The sequence below is a fragment of the Histidinibacterium aquaticum genome (assembly GCF_008710275.1).
Classification (GTDB): domain Bacteria; phylum Pseudomonadota; class Alphaproteobacteria; order Rhodobacterales; family Rhodobacteraceae; genus Oceanicola; species Oceanicola aquaticus.
Genome location: NZ_VYQE01000003.1, coordinates 592,672 through 610,915, shown reverse-complemented (window position 1 = coordinate 610,915; position 18,244 = coordinate 592,672). Strand labels below are relative to the sequence as shown.

Sequence of the window (18,244 nt, the reverse complement as noted above, 5' to 3'; positions counted from 1 at the left end):
CCCTCACACGCGTTCGATGATCGTGGCCGCACCCATGCCGGAGGCGACGCAGAGCGTGGCCAGACCGGTCTCGCGGTCCGTGCGCTCCATCTCGTCCAGCAGCGTGCCGAGGATGATGGCGCCCGAGGCGCCCAGGGGGTGGCCCATGGCGATGGCGCCGCCGTTCACGTTGAGCTTGCCGTGGTCCACGTCGAAGGCCTGCATGAAGCGCAGGACGACCGAGGAGAAGGCCTCGTTCACCTCGAAGAGGTCGATGTCGCCGATCTCCATGCCGCTCTCGCGCAGGATCTTCTGGGTCACGGGCACGGGGCCGGTGAGCATGATCGTGGGATCGGTGCCGATCTTGGCGGTGGCCTTGATCCGCGCGCGCGGCTTCAGGCCGCGGGCCTCGCCCCATTCCTTGGAGGCCACGATGACCCCCGCCGCGCCGTCGACGATGCCCGAGGAGTTGCCGGCGTGGTGGACGTGGTTGATCCGCTCGAGATGCGGGTACTTCATCAGCGCCACCTTGTCGAAGCCGGGCATGGTCTCGCCCTGCTCCTTGAACGAGGGCTTGAGCGCGCCGAGGGCCTGCATGTCGGTGCCCGGACGGATCGCCTCGTCCTTCTCAAGGATCGACAGGCCGTTCACGTCGCGCACCGGGACCACGGACTTGCCGAAGCGGCCGTCTTCCCAGGCGGCCACCGCGCGCTTCTGACTCTCGACCGCGTAGAGGTCGGCGTCGTCGCGGCTGATGCCGTACTGGGTCGCGATGATGTCGGCCGAGATGCCCTGCGGCACGAAGTAGTGCTCCATCGCGACCGTCGGATCGACTGCCACCGCCGCCCCGTCAGAGCCCATGGGGACGCGGCTCATGCACTCGACGCCGCCCGAGATATAGGCCTCGCCCGCCCCGCCGCGCACCTGGTTGGCGGCGAGGTTCACGGCCTCGAGCCCGGAGGCGCAGAAGCGGTTGATCGAAAGGCCCGGGATGCTCTCGTCGAGGTCGGAGGCTAGAACCGCGCTCCGCGCGAGGCAGCCGCCCTGTTCCTTGACCTGGGTCGCGTTGCCCCAGATCACGTCCTCCACCGCGCTTCCCTCGAGGCCGTTGCGGGCCTTGAGTTCGTTCAGCACGACGGCCGAGAGGCGCAGCGAGGTGACCTCGTGCAGCGATCCGTCGGCCCGGCCCTTGCCCCGCGGGGTGCGGATGGCGTCGTAGATATAGGCGTCGGTCATTGGTCCTCCGTCAGCCCGGGAAGGCCCGGGTCATCAGTTCATAGGGGTGTTTCCAGCCGGGCAGCGCGGAGAGGCGCGAGAGCCAGGCGTCGATGGCGGGGTACTGGACCCGGTCGAAGGTGAAATCCTCGTCGTAGTAGAGGTAGCCGCAGCAGGCGCAGTCGGCGATCGTCACGCCGTCGCCCACCAGCCATTCGCGGTCGGCGAGGTGGGTCTCCATGATCTTGAGCGCCGAATGGAGCCGGCCGGAGAGGAAGGCCGCGACCGCCGGGTCGCGCTTCTCCTCGGGCAGGAAGTTCATCTGGAAGCGCAGCGGCCCGGCCATGCCCGAGACCTTCTGCGTGTCGAAGAGAATCCAGCGCAGGACCTCGCGGCGGTCGGCCGCGAGCTTTCCGCCGAGCTTGCCGGTGACGGTCGAGATGTAGTCGAGGATCGCGCCGGACTGCGTGAGCACCGTCTCGCCGTCCTCCAGCACCGGCACCTCGCCCATGACGTTGAGCGCGCGGAACGCGGGCGCGCGCGTGGCGCCACGGAAGAAATCGACGTGCACCGGCTCCCAGGGTTCGCCCGCGAGCTCCAGCGCCAGCGCGCACTTGTAGGCGTTCCCGCTCTCGCCGAAGCAGTGGAGCTTCATCACCATGCGCGCTCTCCCTCGGGGGTGTTCAAGGTCTCTGGTCTCGGGCGGATAGGAGCCTCTCGGCCCCGGGCGATCAACCGTGACGTCCCGTGCCGAAAGCGCCGCACGTGGCGAAGGCCCGACTCTCGGGCCCCGCCGGGGTCATCGCTTCCGCGACTCCAGCTCCGAATTGAAGAGCCGCAGGCGGTGGCCGAAGGTGTCGTCGTCGATGACGCTGTCGAAATGCTCGAAGAGGAAGGACAGCGCTTCGCCCTCGTCCAGTCCCGACTCCTGCGCGAAGCGGCGCAGTCGGCGATAGCCGTCCTCGGTCATGGCGACGTTGAAGCGGCGGGTCAGGCGGAAACGCTTGGGCATCACCCCTCCGGTCTGCGGCACGCGTGCGAGGTCGCCCGTCGGGCGGACGAGCGACCCCTCGACCTTAGAAGTTCGCCGCGTCGAGCGCCATGACCGGTTCCGCCCCGCTTTCGATGCGGGCGAGGTGGGTGCCCACCATCGGCAGCTGCCGCGCCATGTAGTAGCGGCCGGTGGCGATCTTCGACTCGTAGAACTCGGTGTCGCCCGCGCCGGCCTGGAGCGCCTCGGCCGCCGTCTTGGCCATCCGCGCCCACATGTAGCCCAGGCTCACGTGACCCATCATGTGCATGAAGTCGTAGGAGCCCGAGAGTGCCGCGTTCGGGTTCTTCGCGCCGTTCTGCATGAAGTACATGCCGGCCTGCTGCAGCTGCTTCGAGGCTGTCTTGAGCGGCTCGATGAAGGCCGCGTCGAACTCGGGGTCGCCCGCGTTCTCCTTGCACCACGACTTGATCATCTCGAAGTAGGCCATGACGTGCTTGCCGCCGCCGGAGCCCAGCTTGCGGCCCACGAGGTCGAGCGACTGGATGCCGTTGGTGCCCTCGTAGATCATGGTGATCCGGGCGTCGCGCACGAACTGCTCCAGCCCCCATTCGCGGGTGAAGCCGGAGCCGCCCAGCGTCTGCTGCGCGAGCACCGCCGTCTCGAAGCCCTTGTCCGTCAGGAAGCCCTTCAGGATCGGCGTCAGCAGCGAGATGAAGCCCTCGGCCTCGTCGTCCTCGCAGCGCACCGCGCGGTCGTTGAGCATCGAGCCCCAGTAGACGAAGGCGCGCGCGCCCTCGACGAAGGACTTCTGGTCCATGAGGTTCCGGCGCACGTCGGGGTGCACGATGATCGGGTCGGCCGGGCCGTCGGGGTTCTTGGTCCCGGTCACGTCGCGGCCCTGGAGCCGGTCCCGGGCGAAGCCGAGGGCGTTCTCGTAGGCCACGGCGCCCTGGGCGAAGCCCTGCAGCGCCACGCCGAGACGGGCCTCGTTCATCATCGTGAACATGGCGCGCATGCCCTTGTGCTTCTCGCCGACGAGGAAGCCGGTGGCGCCGTCGTAGTTCATCACGCAGGTGGCGTTGCCGTGGATGCCCATCTTGGACTCCAGCCCGCCGCAGGAGACCGCGTTGCGGTCGCCGAGGCTGCCATCCTCGTTCACCATGAACTTCGGCACGATGAAGAGCGAGATGCCCTTGGTGCCCTCGGGCCCGCCGGGGATCTTGGCCAGCACGAGGTGGACGATGTTGTCCGTCAGGTCGTGCTCGCCCGCCGAGATCCAGATCTTCTGGCCGGAGATCCGGTAGGTTCCGTCCTCCTGCGGCTCGGCCTTGGTCTTGATCAGGCCCAGGTCGGTGCCGCAGTGCGGTTCGGTCAGGTTCATGGTGCCGGACCACTCGCCCGAGTTCATCTTCGGCAGGTAGGTCTGCTTCTGCTCTTCCGAGCCGTGGGCCTGCAGCGCGGTGATCGCGCCGTGGGTCAGGCCCTGGTACATGTTGAACGCCATGTTGGCCGAGACGAACATCTCGCCCGTGATGGCATAGGTGAGATATGGCATCCCCTGGCCGCCGTACTCGGCGTCCGTGTCGAGGCCCATCCAGCCGCCGGCGCGCATCTGGTCGTAGGCTTCCTTGAAGCCCTTCGGCGTGCGCACGACGCCGTTCTCGAGCCGGCAACCCTCTTCGTCGCCGGTCTTGTTGAGAGGAGCCAGAACCTCCGCGGAAATCTTGCCGGCCTCGTCGATGATGGCGCGGGTGGTCTCGCGGTCGAGATCGGCGTAGCCCGGGATGTCGGCGGCCTCGATCTTCAGCAGATCGTGCAGCACGAATTCCATGTCACGGGCGGGCGGCGTGTAGGTCGGCATCTGTCTCCCCTCTCGGTATTTCGGAGGGCAGCAGTCAGGCCGCCTCTCCGCTCTTTTTCAGTTCCGCGCGACCCCACTGGAGCTGTTCGCTCAGTTCGGAGATCGCGTCGTTCAGCTCGTCCCGCCGGGCCTGCATTTCGGCCAGGTGGTGTTCGGCCAGTTCCACGGAGCGTTCGAGCTGCTCCTTGGTCCGGCCCATGTCGTAGAGGTCGAGGAGCTGCCGGATCTCCTCCAGGCTGAAGCCGAAGCGCTTGCCGCGCATGATCAGCTTGAGCCGGGCCCGGTCACGCCGGGTGAAGAGACGCTTCTGTCCCTCGCGGATCGGGGCCAGCAGCTCTTTCGCCTCGTAGAACCGCAGGGTGCGCGGAGTTACCTCGAAGGCATCGCACATCTGGCGGATCGTCATTGTCTGTTCGGTCATTCCTATCGCTTCCGTCGCGTCGCTGTGTCGGGCTCAACGGACGGGCAGGTGCAAGTTTCCATCGAAGCTTACAAGGAAGTGTCACGGTGACGTAAATGGAACGCGGCGTCATTTCTTCGCTGACGAAACGTCGCGAAATGTGACACGGGTCGAGGTGAAAGAAAGCAACCTCGTAAAGGCGCTATTGCAGGTCTTTGGAGGTCCTCTCTCGGAGCTCGGTCAGCTCCTGGATCGTCTCCTCGAGCTGGGTGCGCTGCTCGTCCAGCGTCAGCAGCTGGCGGTCGGCCATCTCGACGAAGGCGCGCATCTGCGGCTGGGTGCCCTCGTGGTCGTAGATCATCAGCCACTGCCGAATCTCTTCCAGCGAAAAGCCGAAGCGCCGGCCCCGCAGGATGAGCGTCATCCGCGCGATCTCGCGCGGGCCGTAGAACCGCGAGCGCCCCTCGCGCTCGGGCGAGAGCAGTTCGATGTATTCGTAGTAGCGCAACGTCCGCGGCGTGACGTCGAACTTCGCGCACATCTCCTTGAAGGACAGTCTGGGCTCGGACATGGGCTCCCGCTCCTGATGCCCCCGAACCTAGGTGCCGCAGGCGTCAAGCACAACGCGATTGGCGGCTTGCGGATCCGCGGCCGTCGTCGCACTCCTTCGGCAGAGGCCGAGAAACCGGCCGGAAGGAGGGCGTATGGCTCAGGCCGACCCGCCCCGCGAGCCGTCTCGGACCGAGACCATCGCGCGGCAGTTCATCGAGGCGATTCCCCACGCGCAGGCGCTGGGCATGGCGATCTCGGAGATCGGCGCGGGCCGCGCCGTGATCGAGATGCCCTGGGACGCGCGCCTCGTCGGCGACCCGGCGACCGGAGTGATCCACGGCGGCGCGGTCTCCACCCTGATCGACACCGCCTCCGGCGCCGCGGTCATGGCGCACGAGCGCGGCCCGGCCTCCACCGCCACGCTCGACCTGCGCATCGACTATATGCGCGGCGCCGCGCCAGGCGAGGGGCTCACGGCGGCGGCGGAGTGCTACCACATCACCCGGACCGTGGCCTTCGTGCGGGCCGAGGCCCGGCAGGGCGACCGGCTGATCGCCGCGGCCTCGGGCGCCTTCACCGTGCAGGGGGTCTCATGAAGCGGCCCGAACCCGTCCAGGTGGTCAAGCAGCGGCGCGACGCGGCGCTCGCCTCGCTGCTGGAGGACGTCCCCTACATCCGGTTTCTCGGGATCGACTTCGACCGGCGCGGCGACGAGCTGACGGCGGTCCTTCGCTATTCCGACCATCTCATCGGCAACCCGGTCCTTCCGGCGATCCACGGCGGCGTTACCGCGGCCTTCCTCGAGACCGCCTCCCTGGTCGAGCTCGCCTGGGGCCTGATGTGGCAGGACATGGAGGGCGAGGGCGCAGAGGCGCCCAGGCCGCGCTGGCCGAAGACCATCGACTTCACCGTCGACTACCTCCGCTCCGGCCTGCCGCGCGACGCCTATGCCCGCGCCACGGTCAACCGCTCCGGCCGGCGCTACGCCAGCGTCCACGTCGAGGGCTGGCAGGACAACCGCTCCCGCCTCTTCGCGCAGGCCACCGGGCACTTCCTGATGCCACGGTCCGATGACTGACGCGCCGCCGGTCCCGGAGGCGCTGACGCACCGCCGGGTGCTGGCCATCGCGGTGCCCATCGTCGTGTCGAACGCGACCGTGCCGATCCTCGGCGCAGTGGACACCGGCGTCGTCGGACAGCTCGGAGAGGCCGCGCCCATCGGGGCGGTGGGCGTCGGGGCGGTGATCCTGACGGCGATCTACTGGATCTTCGGTTTCCTGCGCATGGGCACGACCGGTCTCGCGGCGCAAGCGGCGGGGCAGGGCAACAGCGCCGAGGTCGCGGCCCTGCTGACCCGTGTCCTCATGGTCGGCGTCGTCGGCGGACTGGGCATCATCCTGCTGCAGTGGCCGCTCTTCCTGGGCGCCTTCGCCATCTCTCCCGCCTCGGCGGAAGTCGAGGCGCTGGCCCGCGACTACATGCAGATCCGCGTCTGGTCGGCCCCCGCGCTGATCTCGATCTACGGCATCACCGGCTGGCTCATCGCCGCCGAGCGCACACGGGGCGTGCTGGCGATCCAGGTCGCCATGAACGCGCTCAACATCGGCCTCGACCTGATCTTCGTGCTGGGCTTCGGCTGGGGCGTGCAGGGCGTGGCCATCGCCACGGTCATCGCCGAGTGGTCGGGCTTCGCCCTCGGCCTCTGGCTCTGCCGCGACGCCTTCGGCGTGCCCGCCTGGCGCGACTGGGGGCGGGTCTTCGACCGGGAGCGGGTGGTGAACATGGTGCGGGTGAACACCGACATCCTGATCCGCTCGGTCCTCCTGCAGGCGATCTTCGTGAGCTTCCTCCTCTACGGCTCGGACTTCGGCGACGTGCCGCTCGCGGCGAACCAGGTGCTGCTGCAGTTCCTGCACATCACCGCCTTCGCCCTCGACGGCTTCGCCTTCGCGGCCGAGGCTCTGGTGGGGCAGGCGCTCGGCGCCTACCGGCGCGATACGCTGCGCCGCGCCTCATGGCTCACGAGCCTCTGGGGGCTGGGGACCTGTGTCCTGCTCTCGGCCCTCTTCGCGCTGGCAGGGACGGCGATCATCGACCTCATGGCCACGGACGAGGGCGTGCGCGCCGCGGCACGTCTCTACCTGCCGTGGATGGTGGCGGCGCCGCTGGTCGGGCTCGCGCCCTGGATGCTCGACGGCATCTTCATCGGAGCGACGCGGACGGCGGATATGCGAAACATGATGATCGTCTCGGCGGTCCTCTACTTCGTCGCCGTCTACCCGCTGATGGCGGCCTTCGGGAACCACGGCCTCTGGGCGGGGCTGCTGCTGAGCTTCGCGGTGCGCGGCCTGACCCTGGGCCTCCGCTACCCGGCGCTCGAGCGGCAGGCCGAGCGCCCCGGTGTGTCGCCCGCGCAATAGGTCCGGCCCGGCCGCGCGCCGCCCGCTGCCGCTCTCCGCCCTGCAAGGTAGAGAGACGGGGGCGAAGACAGGGAGACCCATCGAATGCGCGCCATCGCTGCAGCCATGCTGCTTCTGCTCGCCGTCGGAACCCCGGCACAGGCGAGAGAGACGCTGGGCTTCGGCCGGCTCTTCACCAACGACCTCATCGGCGACGGCTACGATCGCTGGCGCTCCGGCAGCTACCAGTGGTCCCTGGTCCGCGGCCCAGGCTGGACCGGCACGCGGCCTCCCGAGGCGGGGCGGGTCATGGAATACCGATTCCGCTCCGAGATCATCTCGCCCACGCGGCTCAACGGCGAGGGCTCGCGGTCGCGGCTCTACGTCGGCCTGCTCGCGGCGGGGGCCCATACCCACGCCACCGCGGGCGCGGCCGAGATCTCGCTTGGCGCCGATCTCGTCTTCCTCGGGCCGCAGACCGGCTGGTCCGCGCTCCAGGCCGAGGTGCACGAGCGCACCGACGCGCCGCGTGTGCGGCAGGAGGGCAACGAGATCGAGAACCGCACCCTCCCGCACGGCACGGCGGAGGTGGCCTGGCCGATCCGCAGTGGCGGGGTCACCTTCCGGCCCTTCGTCGAGGCGCAGGCCGGGACGGAAACCATCCTCCGCACCGGGGCCGACCTCCTCTGGGGCCCCGTGGGAGAGGGCAACCTCCTCACCCGGGATCACGTCACGGGCCACCTGATCCGCGCGGTGGAAGGCCCGGAGACCGGCCTGGCCCTCGTTCTCGGCGGCGATATCGCCCGTGTCGAGAGCAGCCTCTACCTGCCCGAAGATGGTACGGCCGACCTCCTCCCCGAAAGCACCCGCCTGCACGGCGGGGTTCACTGGCAGGTCGCGCCGGACGTCTCCTTCTTCTACGGCGCCACATGGCTCTCGGAGGAATTCGAGGGTCAGGAGGAGGGCCAGGTCACCGGCTCGCTCAAGCTGAACGTCAGCTTCTAGGCAACACCGCCGTCCGATAGGGCCGCGTGCGGGTTGATCAGGGGCCGTCCCCGCGTCACCCTGACCGGCGCGATCCCTCCGGCAAAGAGAGGGGCGCGAGGCAAAGGCAGGTTTCGGTCAGTGACGAAGAACGGCTTCACGGGCACGTTCGTCATTTCCTGGACCCAGACCGCGACGGACGGCCAGAGCGCGCCGGTCCGCCGGGCGATCCGTCCCGGCGCCGCCTGGCGCTGGCACGGCGAGGCGGTGAGGGTCGACGGGCCGCAGGGCGTGATGCCCCTGGGGCCCGCGGAGGGAATGCCGGAGATGCGGCGACGCGCGGCGCGGGCCGTGCGCCGTCTCGTACGGTCCGTCCAAACGCCGGCCGCTTCACTGGATGACGACGCGACGCCGGCCTTCGAACAGGGTTTCACGGTCACGGACGGATGGCACGAATGGCCCATCGCCGTCATCGAGGCGGGGCCGCGCCGTCCCGCTCTCTGCCTGGCGCTGGGCCAGGTCCCCCCGCGGGAGACCGACCTCTGGATCACCGAGGCAAGCCTCGGCGCGCGAGAGCCGGACCACACGGGCCCCGCGCGCTCGGTCCTCTGCTTCACCCCCGGCACGCTGATCCGCACCGCGACGGGGGCGCGTCCGGTCGAGAGCCTGTCGGAGGGGGACCGGGTGCAGACGATGGACAACGGCTGCTGCCCGGTTCTCTGGACCGGACAGCGCCGGATCACCGGCGCGCGGCTCCACGCCCTGCCGGACCTCGCTCCGATCCGCATGCGCGCGGGCGCACTCGGCGACGCCGTTCCCGACACGGGCCTGCTGCTCTCGCCCGACCACAGGGTCCTTCTGCGGGGCAGGCGGGCGCAGAGTCTCTTCAATGCGCCGGAGGTGCTGGTCCGCGCGGCCGATCTCGTCGACGACGCGCGGATCCGGCCCGACCGCGGACTGCGCGAGGTGCGCTACATTCACCTGGCCCTGGACCGGCACGAGATCGTCTTCGCCAACGGCGTGCCCTGCGAGAGCTTCCACCCGGCCTCGGTCGGCCTCGGCGCGCTCGGTGACGCCGATCGGCAGCGGCTGCTGGACCTCGTCCCGGAGCTCGCGCACGACCTGAGCGCCTTCGGACCCTTCGCGCGCCGGATGCTGAGCGCGCCCGAGGCGGCGATCCTCATCGCCGCCTGAGGGTCATAGGACCAGCGTGAGGGGATTCGTCCCGCGCCTGCGCGGGCCCCGCGGCGAGGACGGTCAGGGCCGGACGCGTCGCACGGGCTGTTCCTCCTTGTGGACGTGACCCGGCGTCGGACGGGCCGCGCCCCGATGTCAACGCAGGCGGCCATTGACAGGCCCCCCGGCGCGGCGTATGGCGCGCGCTCATTGGTGTTGGCGGCCCCCGCAAGGGGATGCCTGTCGGCCCGTGGCCCTCCTCCGCGCGACGCGCGGCGTCGGGCCCGTGGCAAAGGACAACGCCCTTCATCGGCCGAAGTCGCGCGTCGCGCGGATGAGGCCCGCACAGGAAGGAGATCAGACGGTGACCAAACGCACCTCTGCCAAGTACAAGATCGACCGCCGCATGGGCGAGAACATCTGGGGCCGCCCGAAGTCCCCGGTCAACCGCCGCGAGTACGGCCCCGGCCAGCACGGCCAGCGCCGCAAGGGCAAGATGTCCGACTTCGGCCTGCAGCTCCGCGCCAAGCAGAAGCTCAAGGGCTACTACGGCGACATCACCGAGAAGCAGTTCCGCCGCATCTACGCCGAGGCCGAGCGGGTCCGCGGCGACACCGGTGAGCTTCTGATCGGCCTGCTCGAGCGCCGCCTCGACGCGGTCGTCTACCGCGCCAAGTTCGTGGCGACCATCTTTGCCGCCCGCCAGTTCGTGAACCACGGCCACGTCCTGGTGAACGGCAAGCGCGTGAACATCCCCTCCTACCGCGTGAAGGAGGGCGACGTCATCGAGGTCCGCGAAAAGTCCAAGCAGATGGCCGCGATCCTCGAGGCCACCCAGCTGCCCGAGCGCGACGTGCCGGACTACATCGAGGCCGACCACAACAAGATGACCGCGACCTTCGTGCGGACCCCGACCCTGGGCGACGTGCCGTATCCGGTCATGATGGAACCGAACCTCGTCATCGAATTCTACGCCCAGAACTGATCCAGCAGAGTTCCGGACGAAGCAAAGGGCCGCGTTCCTGGGGGGACGCGGCCTTTTTGCTGTGCGGAGCCAGGCCCGCGTCTGAACTTCGGCGCCGCCGGACGCGTTCGGAACGGAACATGTAACGTACCGTACCGGAGAGTTTTTCCATGGTTCCCTACTGGCTGGAGCTGCTAGCCATCGTCTCGCTGCTCGCCGGCTTCGTCTCGGCCGCGATCGTCATCTTCGACCTGCGCCGCCACCCGCAGCACATGTGGATCATGAACCTGGTCTGGCCGCTGGTCGCGCTCTTCGCGCATGTGGCGGCGCTGGTGGCCTACTACCGGGTCGGCCGGCTGGCCGAACACGCCAAGGCGCACGCCGCGATGGAGAAGGGCGAGACGCCGCCCCACACGGCGCAGACCAGCTTTCCGACCAAGGTCGGCAAGGGCGCCTCGCACTGCGGCGCCGGCTGCACCCTGGGCGACATCTGCGCCGAGTGGCTGGCGGTGCTGTTTCCCGTCATCGCGGTCTGGCTTGGCTACGAGTCGATCTTCCAGAACAAGATCTTCGCCGTCTGGATCCTCGACTACATTTTCGCTTTCACCTTCGGCGTGGCCTTCCAGTACTTCACCATTGTGCCGATGCGCGGCCTCTCCCCCGGCAAGGGGGTGATCGAGGCGGTCAAGGCCGATGTGCTGTCGCTCACCGCCTGGCAGGTCGGCATGTACGGCTTCATGGCCGTCGCCCATTTCTGGATCTTCGGTCATCTCCTTGGCGCCGAGTTGCACACAGCCTCGGTGGAATTCTGGTTCATGATGCAGATCGCGATGATCTGCGGGTTCCTGACCTCCTACCCGGTCAACTGGTGGCTGATCCGCAAGGGCGTCAAAGAGGCGATGTGATCGGATCGCGGCCGAGCGTGTAGCGCCCGTGCCACCGACGCACGCATCCGCTGAAGTCGCCGGTCTCCGCGTCGGTGGGAAGGCCCGGGAGACCGGCCACCAGCCCGGCCATGCGCCGGGCCGTCGCCGCGTCCCTCGCCTCGGCGGCGACGGCCAGCTGCTCCAGCGCCGCGGGGAAGCGCGTGGCCGGGTCGGGGTGCGAGTAGTAGAGCGCGAAGGGCGCGGCCTGGATTTGCGACACGATCTGGGCGATCTCGGCCTCGTAGCCCAGGGGGTCCTCCGGCCGGCCATCCAGCAGCACGCGCCGCGCCAGGGCACGCGAGGCATTCACGGCCTGAGTGGTCGAGAGCAGGAAGCTCATGGTCAGTGTCAGCGCCGCCATCCCGTTCACCCCGATCAGAACATCCATGGCGTTCCACAGCGTGCCGTTGGGCTGGGTTGTCGCTCCGCCCAGGGTCGAGAGCAGGTGCCCGACGTGGGCCCAGATGTCCCAGAAGCCCGGCGTGGCATTTCCTTCGACCGTCACCGTCCGGCCCAGCCCCGCGTAGAGCAGCGCCCAGCCGAAAATGAAGCCGGCGATCCAGGCGCCGGCGACCGAGAGCATCACGGCCGGCCCCGCCAGCCGCGCCAAGGGTCCCCGTGGCAGAACGCGCGAGCCGAGGTCCAGCAGCGCGAAGGTCGTTCGCGCGGCGGCGCCGGAGAGCCGCGGCCTGGCGGTCGCCCCGAGGGTGGTCAGGGCGAAATCCACGCTGGTCAGGACGAGGAGAGCGAGGCCCGCGGCGACGAGAGGCAGTGATTGCATGCCGCCCGAACCGGCCGGGCGGCATCCCGGTTCCCGGGTTGCGGCGCGGGGGCCAGTCATGCAAACGAACGCTGATCCGATCCAAGCCTGCCAGCGGAGAATGCCCATGTCCCCCGATCAACCTGTCCACGGCCGCATCGACGGCCGCGTCGTCATCGTCGGCATGGGATCCATCGGCAAGGGGACCCTGCCGCTGATCCAGCGCCACTTCGACTACGACGAGAGCCGGATGGTCGTCATCGACCCCGACCCCAAGGTCGGGGACTACCTCGCGCCCAAGGGCATCGCCTTCGAGAACCTGGCGCTGACCCCGGACAATCATCGCGAGGTTCTGGGCCGCCTTTTCGGCGAGGAGGGCGGGTTCTGCGTGAACCTCTCGGTCGACGTCGCCTCGCTCGACCTCATCCGCTGCTGCCGCGATCTCGGCGCGCTCTACATCGACACCGTGGTGGAGCCCTGGGCGGGCTTCTACTTCGAGGACCGCGACAACGCGCTGCGGACGAACTACGCCCTGCGCCAGGCCGTGCGCGACGAGAAGGCGGCCAACCCGGGCGGCACGACCGCCGTCTCCTGCTGCGGCGCGAACCCCGGCATGGTGAGCTGGTTCGTGAAGGAGGCCCTGCTGACGCTGGCCGCGGATACCGGCCGCGACGCGAACGCGCCCGGCGACCGCGCGGGTTGGGCGGCGCTGATGCGCGATCTGGGCGTCAAGGGGGTCCACATCGCCGAGCGCGACACCCAGGCCCGGCGGAAGCCGCGCCCGCGCGGCGTCTTCGTCAACACCTGGTCGGTCGAGGGCTTTATCGCAGAGGGGTTCCAGCCCGCCGAGCTGGGCTGGGGCACCCACGAGACCTGGTTCCCCGAGAACGGCCACCGCCACGAGGACGGCTGCCGCGCGTCGATCTGGCTCGACCGGCCCGGCGCGATCACCCGGGTGCATACCTGGTGCCCGACGCCGGGGCCGCAGTTCGGCTTCCTCGTGACCCACAACGAGGCGATCTCGATCTCCGACTATTTCACCGTGGGGCAGGGCGACGATCCCGAGTACCGCCCGACCTGCCACTACGCCTACCACCCCAGCGACGACGCGGTGCTCAGCCTGCACGAGATGTTCGGCTCCGGCCGGCAGCAGACCGAGCACGAGATCCTCGACGTGGACGAGATCGTCGAGGGCATCGACGAGCTGGGCGTGCTGCTCTACGGCCACGAGAAGAACGCGCTCTGGTTCGGCTCTCGGCTGTCGAACGAGGAGACCAAGTCGCTGGCGCCCGACCAGAACGCCACCGGCCTCCAGGTGAGCTCGGCGGTGATCGCGGGCATGGTCTGGGCGCTCGAGAACCCTGAGGCGGGTATCGTCGAGGCCGACGAGATGGATCACGCCCGCTGCCTCGAGATCCAGCGTCCCTACCTCGGCCCGGTCGAGGCCCATTACACCGACTGGACACCGCTGCAGGACCGCTGGGAGCTCTTCCCCGAGGACATCGACGAGAGCGACCCCTGGCTCTTCCGTAACGTGCTGGCCTCCTGAGCCGGGCAAGAGGTTCAAGCAAACCTCTTGCGCGCCCGGATTTCCGGCCGGGGAGGGGGCGCTGCCCCCGCCGCGGCTGGGCCGCGGCCCCCCGGGATATTTCTCCCCAGAAGAGAGGGGGCCGTCTGGTCAACCCGGGGCCCGGCTAGTATGAGCGCGGCGGGACCGAGAGGGGTGGCATCATGGGACGGATCGCGCCGCAGCCGGGGATCATGGAGATCGCGCTCTACCAGGGCGGCGCCTCGACGCTGCCCGGGCGCTCCGACGTTCTCAAGCTTTCCTCCAACGAGAATCCCCGCGGCGCTCCGCCCTCCGCCATGGCGGCGGTGACCGAGGCCGCGGCCCGGCTCCATCGCTATCCGCCCACCGATCACGCCGACCTCCGCGCGGCCATCGGCGAGGCGCACGGCCTCGACCCCGAGCGGATCATCTGCGGCGCGGGCTCCGACGAGGTCTTTGTCTTTCTCGTGCAATCCTACGCCGGGCCCGGCGACGAGATCCTGCACACCGAGCACGGCTTCTCGCTCTATCCGATCCTCGCGCATTCCGTCGGCGCGACGCCGGTCTCGGTGCCCGAGCGCGACCGTGTGGTCGACGTGGACGCGCTGCTCGCGGGCGTGACCGAGCGGACGCGCATCGTCTTCCTGACGAACCCCGGCAACCCCACCGCCACGCGCCTGCCCGACGCCGAGGTGGCGCGGCTGGCCGAGGGGCTGCCGGAGAGCTGCCTGCTGATCCTGGACGGGGCCTATGCCGAGTATGCAGAGGGCTACGACGGCGGGGCGGCGCTCGCCGAAAGCCGGCCCAACGTGGTCATGACCCGGACCTTCTCGAAGATCTACGGCCTCGGCGGCCTGCGCATTGGCTGGGGCTACGGCGCCCCCGAGGTGATCGACGTGCTGAACCGGGTGCGCGCGCCCTTCAACCTCTCGGGCGTCCAGCTGGCGGCGGCCGAGGCGGCGGTGCGCGACCGCGACTGGGTGGCGGCGGAACGGGCGGCGAACGCCCGCAACCGGGCGCGGCTCGCCGGGGCGCTGGCGCAGCTCGGGCTGCCCTCCGACCCCTCGGAGACCAACTTCATCCTGCCCCGCTTCGCCGATGCCGCGGAGGCGGAAGCCTGCGAGGCGCACCTGCGCGGCGCGGGAATCCTGGTGCGCAAGGTGGCGGGCTACGGGCTGCCGCAGTGCCTTCGGATCACCGTGGGCACTGACGCCGACTGCGACCGGGTGATCGCCGCGATCCGCGACTGGCGGGAGGGCACGGCATGAGCCCCACCTACGACAAGGTCGCCCTCATCGGGCTCGGGCTCATCGCCTCGTCCATGGCCTGGGCCATGAAGCGGGCCGGCAACGTGGGTGAAATCCGCGGCTACGCCCGCTCCGAGGAGACCCGCCAGACGGCGCGGGAGATCGGGCTCTGCGACGTGGTCTGCGAGAGCGCGGCCGAGGCCGCGGAGGGGGCGGACCTCGTGGTGCTCTGCGTGCCGGTGGGCGCCATGGGGCTCGTCGCCGAGGAGATCGCCCCCGTTCTGAAACCGGGGGCGACGGTCTCGGACGTTGGCTCGGTCAAGAAGGCGGTGATCGAGGCGGTAGGCCCCTTCGTTCCCAAGGGCGTGCATTTCGTCCCGGCCCACCCGCTGGCGGGGACCGAGCAGTCGGGACCGCGGTCGGGCTTCGCGGAGCTCTTCGATAACCGCTGGTCACTGCTGGTCCCTGTGGAGGGCAGCGACGAGGCGGCGGTCGAGCGGCTCGAGGCGTTCTGGCGCGAGCTTGGCGCCCTGACCGAGCGGATGGACGCCGATCACCATGACCTGGTGCTTGCGGTCACCTCCCATACGCCGCACCTTATCGCCTACACGATGGTGGGCGTCGCGGACGACCTGAGGCGCGTCACCGACTCGGAAGTGGTGAAGTATTCCGCGGCAGGCTTCCGCGACTTCACCCGGATCGCGGCGTCGGACCCCGTCATGTGGCGGGACGTGTTCCTGACGAACAAGGAGGCGACCCTGGAGATTCTCGGCCGGTTCACCGAAGAGCTCTTCGCGCTACAGCGGGCGATCCGGCTGGGCGACGGGGCGCACCTGCAGGACTATTTCACCCGGACCCGCGCCATCCGTCGCGGCATCGTCGAGGCGGGCCAGGACACCGACGCCCCGGACTTCGGGCGGGGGCCGAAGCGGTGAGGGCTGCGCTGGCGCTCGCCCTTCTCGTTCTCGCGGGAACCGCCGGGGCCGAGGCTCCGGACCGCTCGATCCGGCCCGAGGCGCGGTCGGCCGCCGATGCCCCGCCGCACGCCACGGTCACGACCTCCACCTCCCAGGCCCCCTGGTACAACGTGTCCGAGATCGCTCCGGGGTCGTCACTCCGCCCCGAGATGCGCGATCCGATCGATCCCGTCACGATCACCGGAGGCGCTGCGCGCGCCGAGTGGTACCAGGTCGAGATCTCGGCCCTCGCCCCGGCCCGGACGGAACGGCCCACGTTGCGCCCGCCCGCCATCCTCGCGCGGGCCACGGCGCTCGCAGACCAGCGGCGGCGCGGTGCGGTCTGCGGCGATCCGGCGATCCAGGGCGAGCGCGTCGGTCGCGTACCGGGCAACGGGGCCTGCGGCATCGAGGGCGCGGTGCGCGTGCGCTCGGTGGCCGGCGTCGCGCTCTCCAGTCCCGCGACGCTCGACTGCAATACCGCCCGCGCGCTCAAGAGCTGGGTGGAGAGCGGGCTCAAGCCCGCCGTGGGCAACGAGGGCGGCGGGCCCGTCGAGATGCGGGTGATGGCCGATTACATCTGCCGGGGCCGCAACGGCGTCTCGACCGCGCGGCTCAGCGAGCACTCCTTCGGCCGGGCCATCGACATCGGCGGCATCCGTCTCGCGGACGGCTCGTCGATCTCGGTGTTGCGCGGCTGGTCGACCCGGGACGACGGCGCGCAACTGCGGCAGATGCACCGGTCGGCCTGCGGCATCTTCGGGACCGTTCTGGGCCCCGACTCGAACGCCGCGCACCGCGACCACTTCCACTTCGATACGGCGAGCTACCGGTCAGGAAGCTACTGCCGCTGAGCGAGCGCCTCGGCCGTATCGGCCGAGAGCGTGGTCAGCGTCTCTTCCAGCGCCTCGGGGTTGCGGGGCACCGTCAGCGCCGTCACCTCGACGCCTTCCAGGCGGGGCGGCTCGTCCCGGTCGAGCGGCGCCGCGAGGCGGGCGACGGCCTCGATTGTGACGGTGCCGAGCGGGGTCTCGTCGGCGGAGGCGTTCTGCGCCTCGAGGAAGAGGTCGTAGCGGCCGGGCTCGCCGTTCGGGCGCAGCGCCGCGAGGATGGGGCCGGCGGTGAGCCGGCCGCCCTCCCAGTCGAAGACCATGTCCTCGGCCTCTGCCGTGAAGCGGCCCTCGTATAGGCTCGCGCGCAGGCCGGTGTCGCTCACCCGGACTTCCGTGCCGTCGAGCACGAGCGTCTGGCTGTCGGCGAAGGCGATGATCGCCCGGTCGCGCTGGTAGGTGAGCTGGAGGTGCTGGACGAAGGGCGCGCGCCATTCGGCCCCTTGCGGCGTGGTCACCCGCGGCTCGTCGACCGTCAGGTCGAGGCGGGAGGGGAAGCCGCGGACGTTGAGGTCCGCGTAGTCGATCTCCCAGCCCGCGGCGCGCAGGTCACCGGCCAGCGCCCGCGCCTCCCGAAGGGTCGCGCGGGAGGTCCAGAGCCAGAGCGCGGACCATGCCACGGCGAAGACGAGGATCATGGCGATCAGGCGTTTCATCGGCGCTCCTTGCGTGGCCCGCGCCCCTTCTACGGCCCGACGCGGCGGGCGGCAAAGAGGCGGAAGGACGCGGTGTCGCTCCGGCGCGCAGGCTGATAGGAGGAGCCTCGTTACACGGATGGGTAAGGCACCATGACACTCTGGGTCTTCGGCTACGGATCCCTTCTCTGGAACCCCGGCTTCACGCCGGAGGAGTCGGTGCTCGCCCGGCTCGAGGGCTATCACCGTTCGTTCTGCATGCTCTCGGTCCATCACCGCGGCACCGAGGAGGAGCCGGGCCTCGTCCTCGCGCTCGACCTGCAGGAGGGAGCCTCCTGCACCGGGCTGGCGCTCAAGGTCCGGGCCGAGGAGGAAGAGCAGGTGCTGGCCTACCTGCGCGAGCGCGAGCTGATTTCCTCGGCCTACTACGAGACCGGCGTGACCCTCTCGCTCACCGACGGGCGCGAGGTGCCGGCCCTGGCCTACGTCATCGATCCCGAGCACCGGCAGTACGTGCAATACGACCTCGAACGGCAGGCGCGGCTCATCGCGCGGGCCCGCGGCGGGCGGGGGCCGAACGACGAGTACCTGACCAATACAGCCTCGCATCTGACCGAACTCGGCATTCATGATCCCGACATGGACTGGCTGGTGGCGCGCGTGCGCGACATATCGGGCTCAGGGGGCGCCTGACCCCCATATTCGGCATTTAGTTTCCCCCGGCGGGCAACTATGCTCGCCCGCAATTCGATTACCC

20 protein-coding genes are annotated in these 18,244 nt (G+C 69.8%); 12 read left to right on the top strand and 8 right to left on the bottom strand.

All coding sequences use genetic code 11. The features are described 5' to 3' along the window. Positions 1-3: 3 nt before the first annotated feature. From F3S47_RS12465 to F3S47_RS12440, 6 genes are all read right to left on the bottom strand, one after another. Entirely contained in the window at positions 4-1,215 is a 1,212-nt protein-coding gene (locus F3S47_RS12465; RefSeq protein WP_150445580.1) for an acetyl-CoA C-acetyltransferase, read from the bottom strand. Between the two features lie 10 nt (positions 1,216-1,225). Next, positions 1,226-1,855, bottom strand: coding sequence for a glutathione S-transferase family protein (locus tag F3S47_RS12460; protein ID WP_150445579.1), 630 nt, complete (start codon positions 1,853-1,855; stop codon positions 1,226-1,228). A 138-nt stretch (positions 1,856-1,993) separates the two neighbouring features. Next, positions 1,994-2,206, bottom strand: a complete 213-nt coding sequence (locus F3S47_RS12455; RefSeq protein WP_150445578.1) for a hypothetical protein — start codon at positions 2,204-2,206, stop codon at positions 1,994-1,996. Between the two features lie 64 nt (positions 2,207-2,270). Next, positions 2,271-4,049, bottom strand: a complete 1,779-nt coding sequence (locus F3S47_RS12450; protein ID WP_150445577.1) for an acyl-CoA dehydrogenase C-terminal domain-containing protein — start codon at positions 4,047-4,049, stop codon at positions 2,271-2,273. Between the two features lie 34 nt (positions 4,050-4,083). Next, positions 4,084-4,470 (bottom strand): MerR family transcriptional regulator, encoded by a 387-nt coding sequence (locus F3S47_RS12445; protein WP_150445576.1) that lies wholly within the window; start codon positions 4,468-4,470, stop codon positions 4,084-4,086. Positions 4,471-4,651: 181 nt separating this feature from the next. Continuing rightward, positions 4,652-5,020 (bottom strand): MerR family transcriptional regulator, encoded by a 369-nt coding sequence (locus tag F3S47_RS12440; protein WP_150445575.1) that lies wholly within the window; start codon positions 5,018-5,020, stop codon positions 4,652-4,654. A gap of 133 nt (positions 5,021-5,153) precedes the next feature. Between F3S47_RS12440 and F3S47_RS12435 the strand changes: the two genes are divergently transcribed. From F3S47_RS12435 to F3S47_RS12405, 7 genes are all read left to right on the top strand, one after another. Beyond that, positions 5,154-5,597 carry a PaaI family thioesterase gene (locus F3S47_RS12435; RefSeq protein WP_150445574.1) on the top strand — a complete coding sequence of 148 codons (444 nt, stop codon included), beginning with the start codon at positions 5,154-5,156 and terminating at the stop codon, positions 5,595-5,597. Then, entirely contained in the window at positions 5,594-6,079 is a 486-nt protein-coding gene (locus F3S47_RS12430; RefSeq protein WP_150445573.1) for a PaaI family thioesterase, read from the top strand. Before F3S47_RS12435 ends, F3S47_RS12430 begins: the two co-directional genes overlap by 4 nt. Next, positions 6,072-7,421, top strand: a complete 1,350-nt coding sequence (locus F3S47_RS12425) for an MATE family efflux transporter (RefSeq protein ID WP_150445572.1) — start codon at positions 6,072-6,074, stop codon at positions 7,419-7,421. The genes F3S47_RS12430 and F3S47_RS12425 overlap by 8 nt, the downstream gene beginning before the upstream one ends. Positions 7,422-7,505: 84 nt before the next feature. Further along, positions 7,506-8,405, top strand: coding sequence for a lipid A-modifier LpxR family protein (locus F3S47_RS12420; RefSeq protein ID WP_150445571.1), 900 nt, complete (start codon positions 7,506-7,508; stop codon positions 8,403-8,405). Between the two features lie 120 nt (positions 8,406-8,525). Further along, positions 8,526-9,578, top strand: coding sequence for a Hint domain-containing protein (locus F3S47_RS12415; RefSeq protein ID WP_150445570.1), 1,053 nt, complete (start codon positions 8,526-8,528; stop codon positions 9,576-9,578). 346 nt (positions 9,579-9,924) lie between these two features. After that, positions 9,925-10,545 carry a 30S ribosomal protein S4 gene (gene rpsD / locus F3S47_RS12410; protein ID WP_150445569.1) on the top strand — a complete coding sequence of 207 codons (621 nt, stop codon included), beginning with the start codon at positions 9,925-9,927 and terminating at the stop codon, positions 10,543-10,545. Between the two features lie 149 nt (positions 10,546-10,694). Next, positions 10,695-11,429 carry a DUF4396 domain-containing protein gene (locus F3S47_RS12405; protein ID WP_150445568.1) on the top strand — a complete coding sequence of 245 codons (735 nt, stop codon included), beginning with the start codon at positions 10,695-10,697 and terminating at the stop codon, positions 11,427-11,429. Here F3S47_RS12405 and F3S47_RS12400 read toward each other — a convergent pair. Further along, a complete protein-coding gene (locus tag F3S47_RS12400; protein ID WP_150445567.1) occupies positions 11,413-12,231 on the bottom strand; it encodes a hypothetical protein in 819 nt (272 codons plus the stop codon). The genes F3S47_RS12405 and F3S47_RS12400 overlap by 17 nt on opposite strands. Positions 12,232-12,337: 106 nt before the next feature. Here F3S47_RS12400 and F3S47_RS12395 point away from each other — a divergent pair, with 106 nt between their 5' ends. The 4 genes from F3S47_RS12395 to F3S47_RS12380 all read left to right on the top strand — a co-directional run bounded on the left by F3S47_RS12395 (position 12,338) and on the right by F3S47_RS12380 (position 16,816). Then, complete coding sequence (locus F3S47_RS12395; RefSeq protein ID WP_150445566.1) at positions 12,338-13,759, top strand: homospermidine synthase; 1,422 nt, start codon at positions 12,338-12,340, stop codon at positions 13,757-13,759. A gap of 182 nt (positions 13,760-13,941) precedes the next feature. Further along, a complete protein-coding gene (gene hisC, locus F3S47_RS12390; protein ID WP_150445565.1) occupies positions 13,942-15,027 on the top strand; it encodes a histidinol-phosphate transaminase in 1,086 nt (361 codons plus the stop codon). After that, positions 15,024-15,941 carry a prephenate/arogenate dehydrogenase family protein gene (locus tag F3S47_RS12385; protein ID WP_150445564.1) on the top strand — a complete coding sequence of 306 codons (918 nt, stop codon included), beginning with the start codon at positions 15,024-15,026 and terminating at the stop codon, positions 15,939-15,941. Before hisC ends, F3S47_RS12385 begins: the two co-directional genes overlap by 4 nt. Continuing rightward, entirely contained in the window at positions 15,938-16,816 is an 879-nt protein-coding gene (locus F3S47_RS12380; RefSeq protein ID WP_150445563.1) for an extensin-like domain-containing protein, read from the top strand. Before F3S47_RS12385 ends, F3S47_RS12380 begins: the two co-directional genes overlap by 4 nt. On the opposite strand, the gene F3S47_RS12375 is transcribed toward F3S47_RS12380, so the two are convergent. After that, positions 16,804-17,508: a DUF2125 domain-containing protein gene (locus F3S47_RS12375; protein ID WP_150445562.1), complete on the bottom strand. Its 705-nt coding sequence runs from the start codon at positions 17,506-17,508 to the stop codon at positions 16,804-16,806. The genes F3S47_RS12380 and F3S47_RS12375 overlap by 13 nt on opposite strands. Positions 17,509-17,640: 132 nt before the next feature. Between F3S47_RS12375 and F3S47_RS12370 the strand changes: the two genes are divergently transcribed. After that, complete coding sequence (locus F3S47_RS12370) at positions 17,641-18,180, top strand: gamma-glutamylcyclotransferase (RefSeq protein ID WP_150445561.1); 540 nt, start codon at positions 17,641-17,643, stop codon at positions 18,178-18,180. The last annotated feature ends 64 nt before the right edge of the window (positions 18,181-18,244 follow it).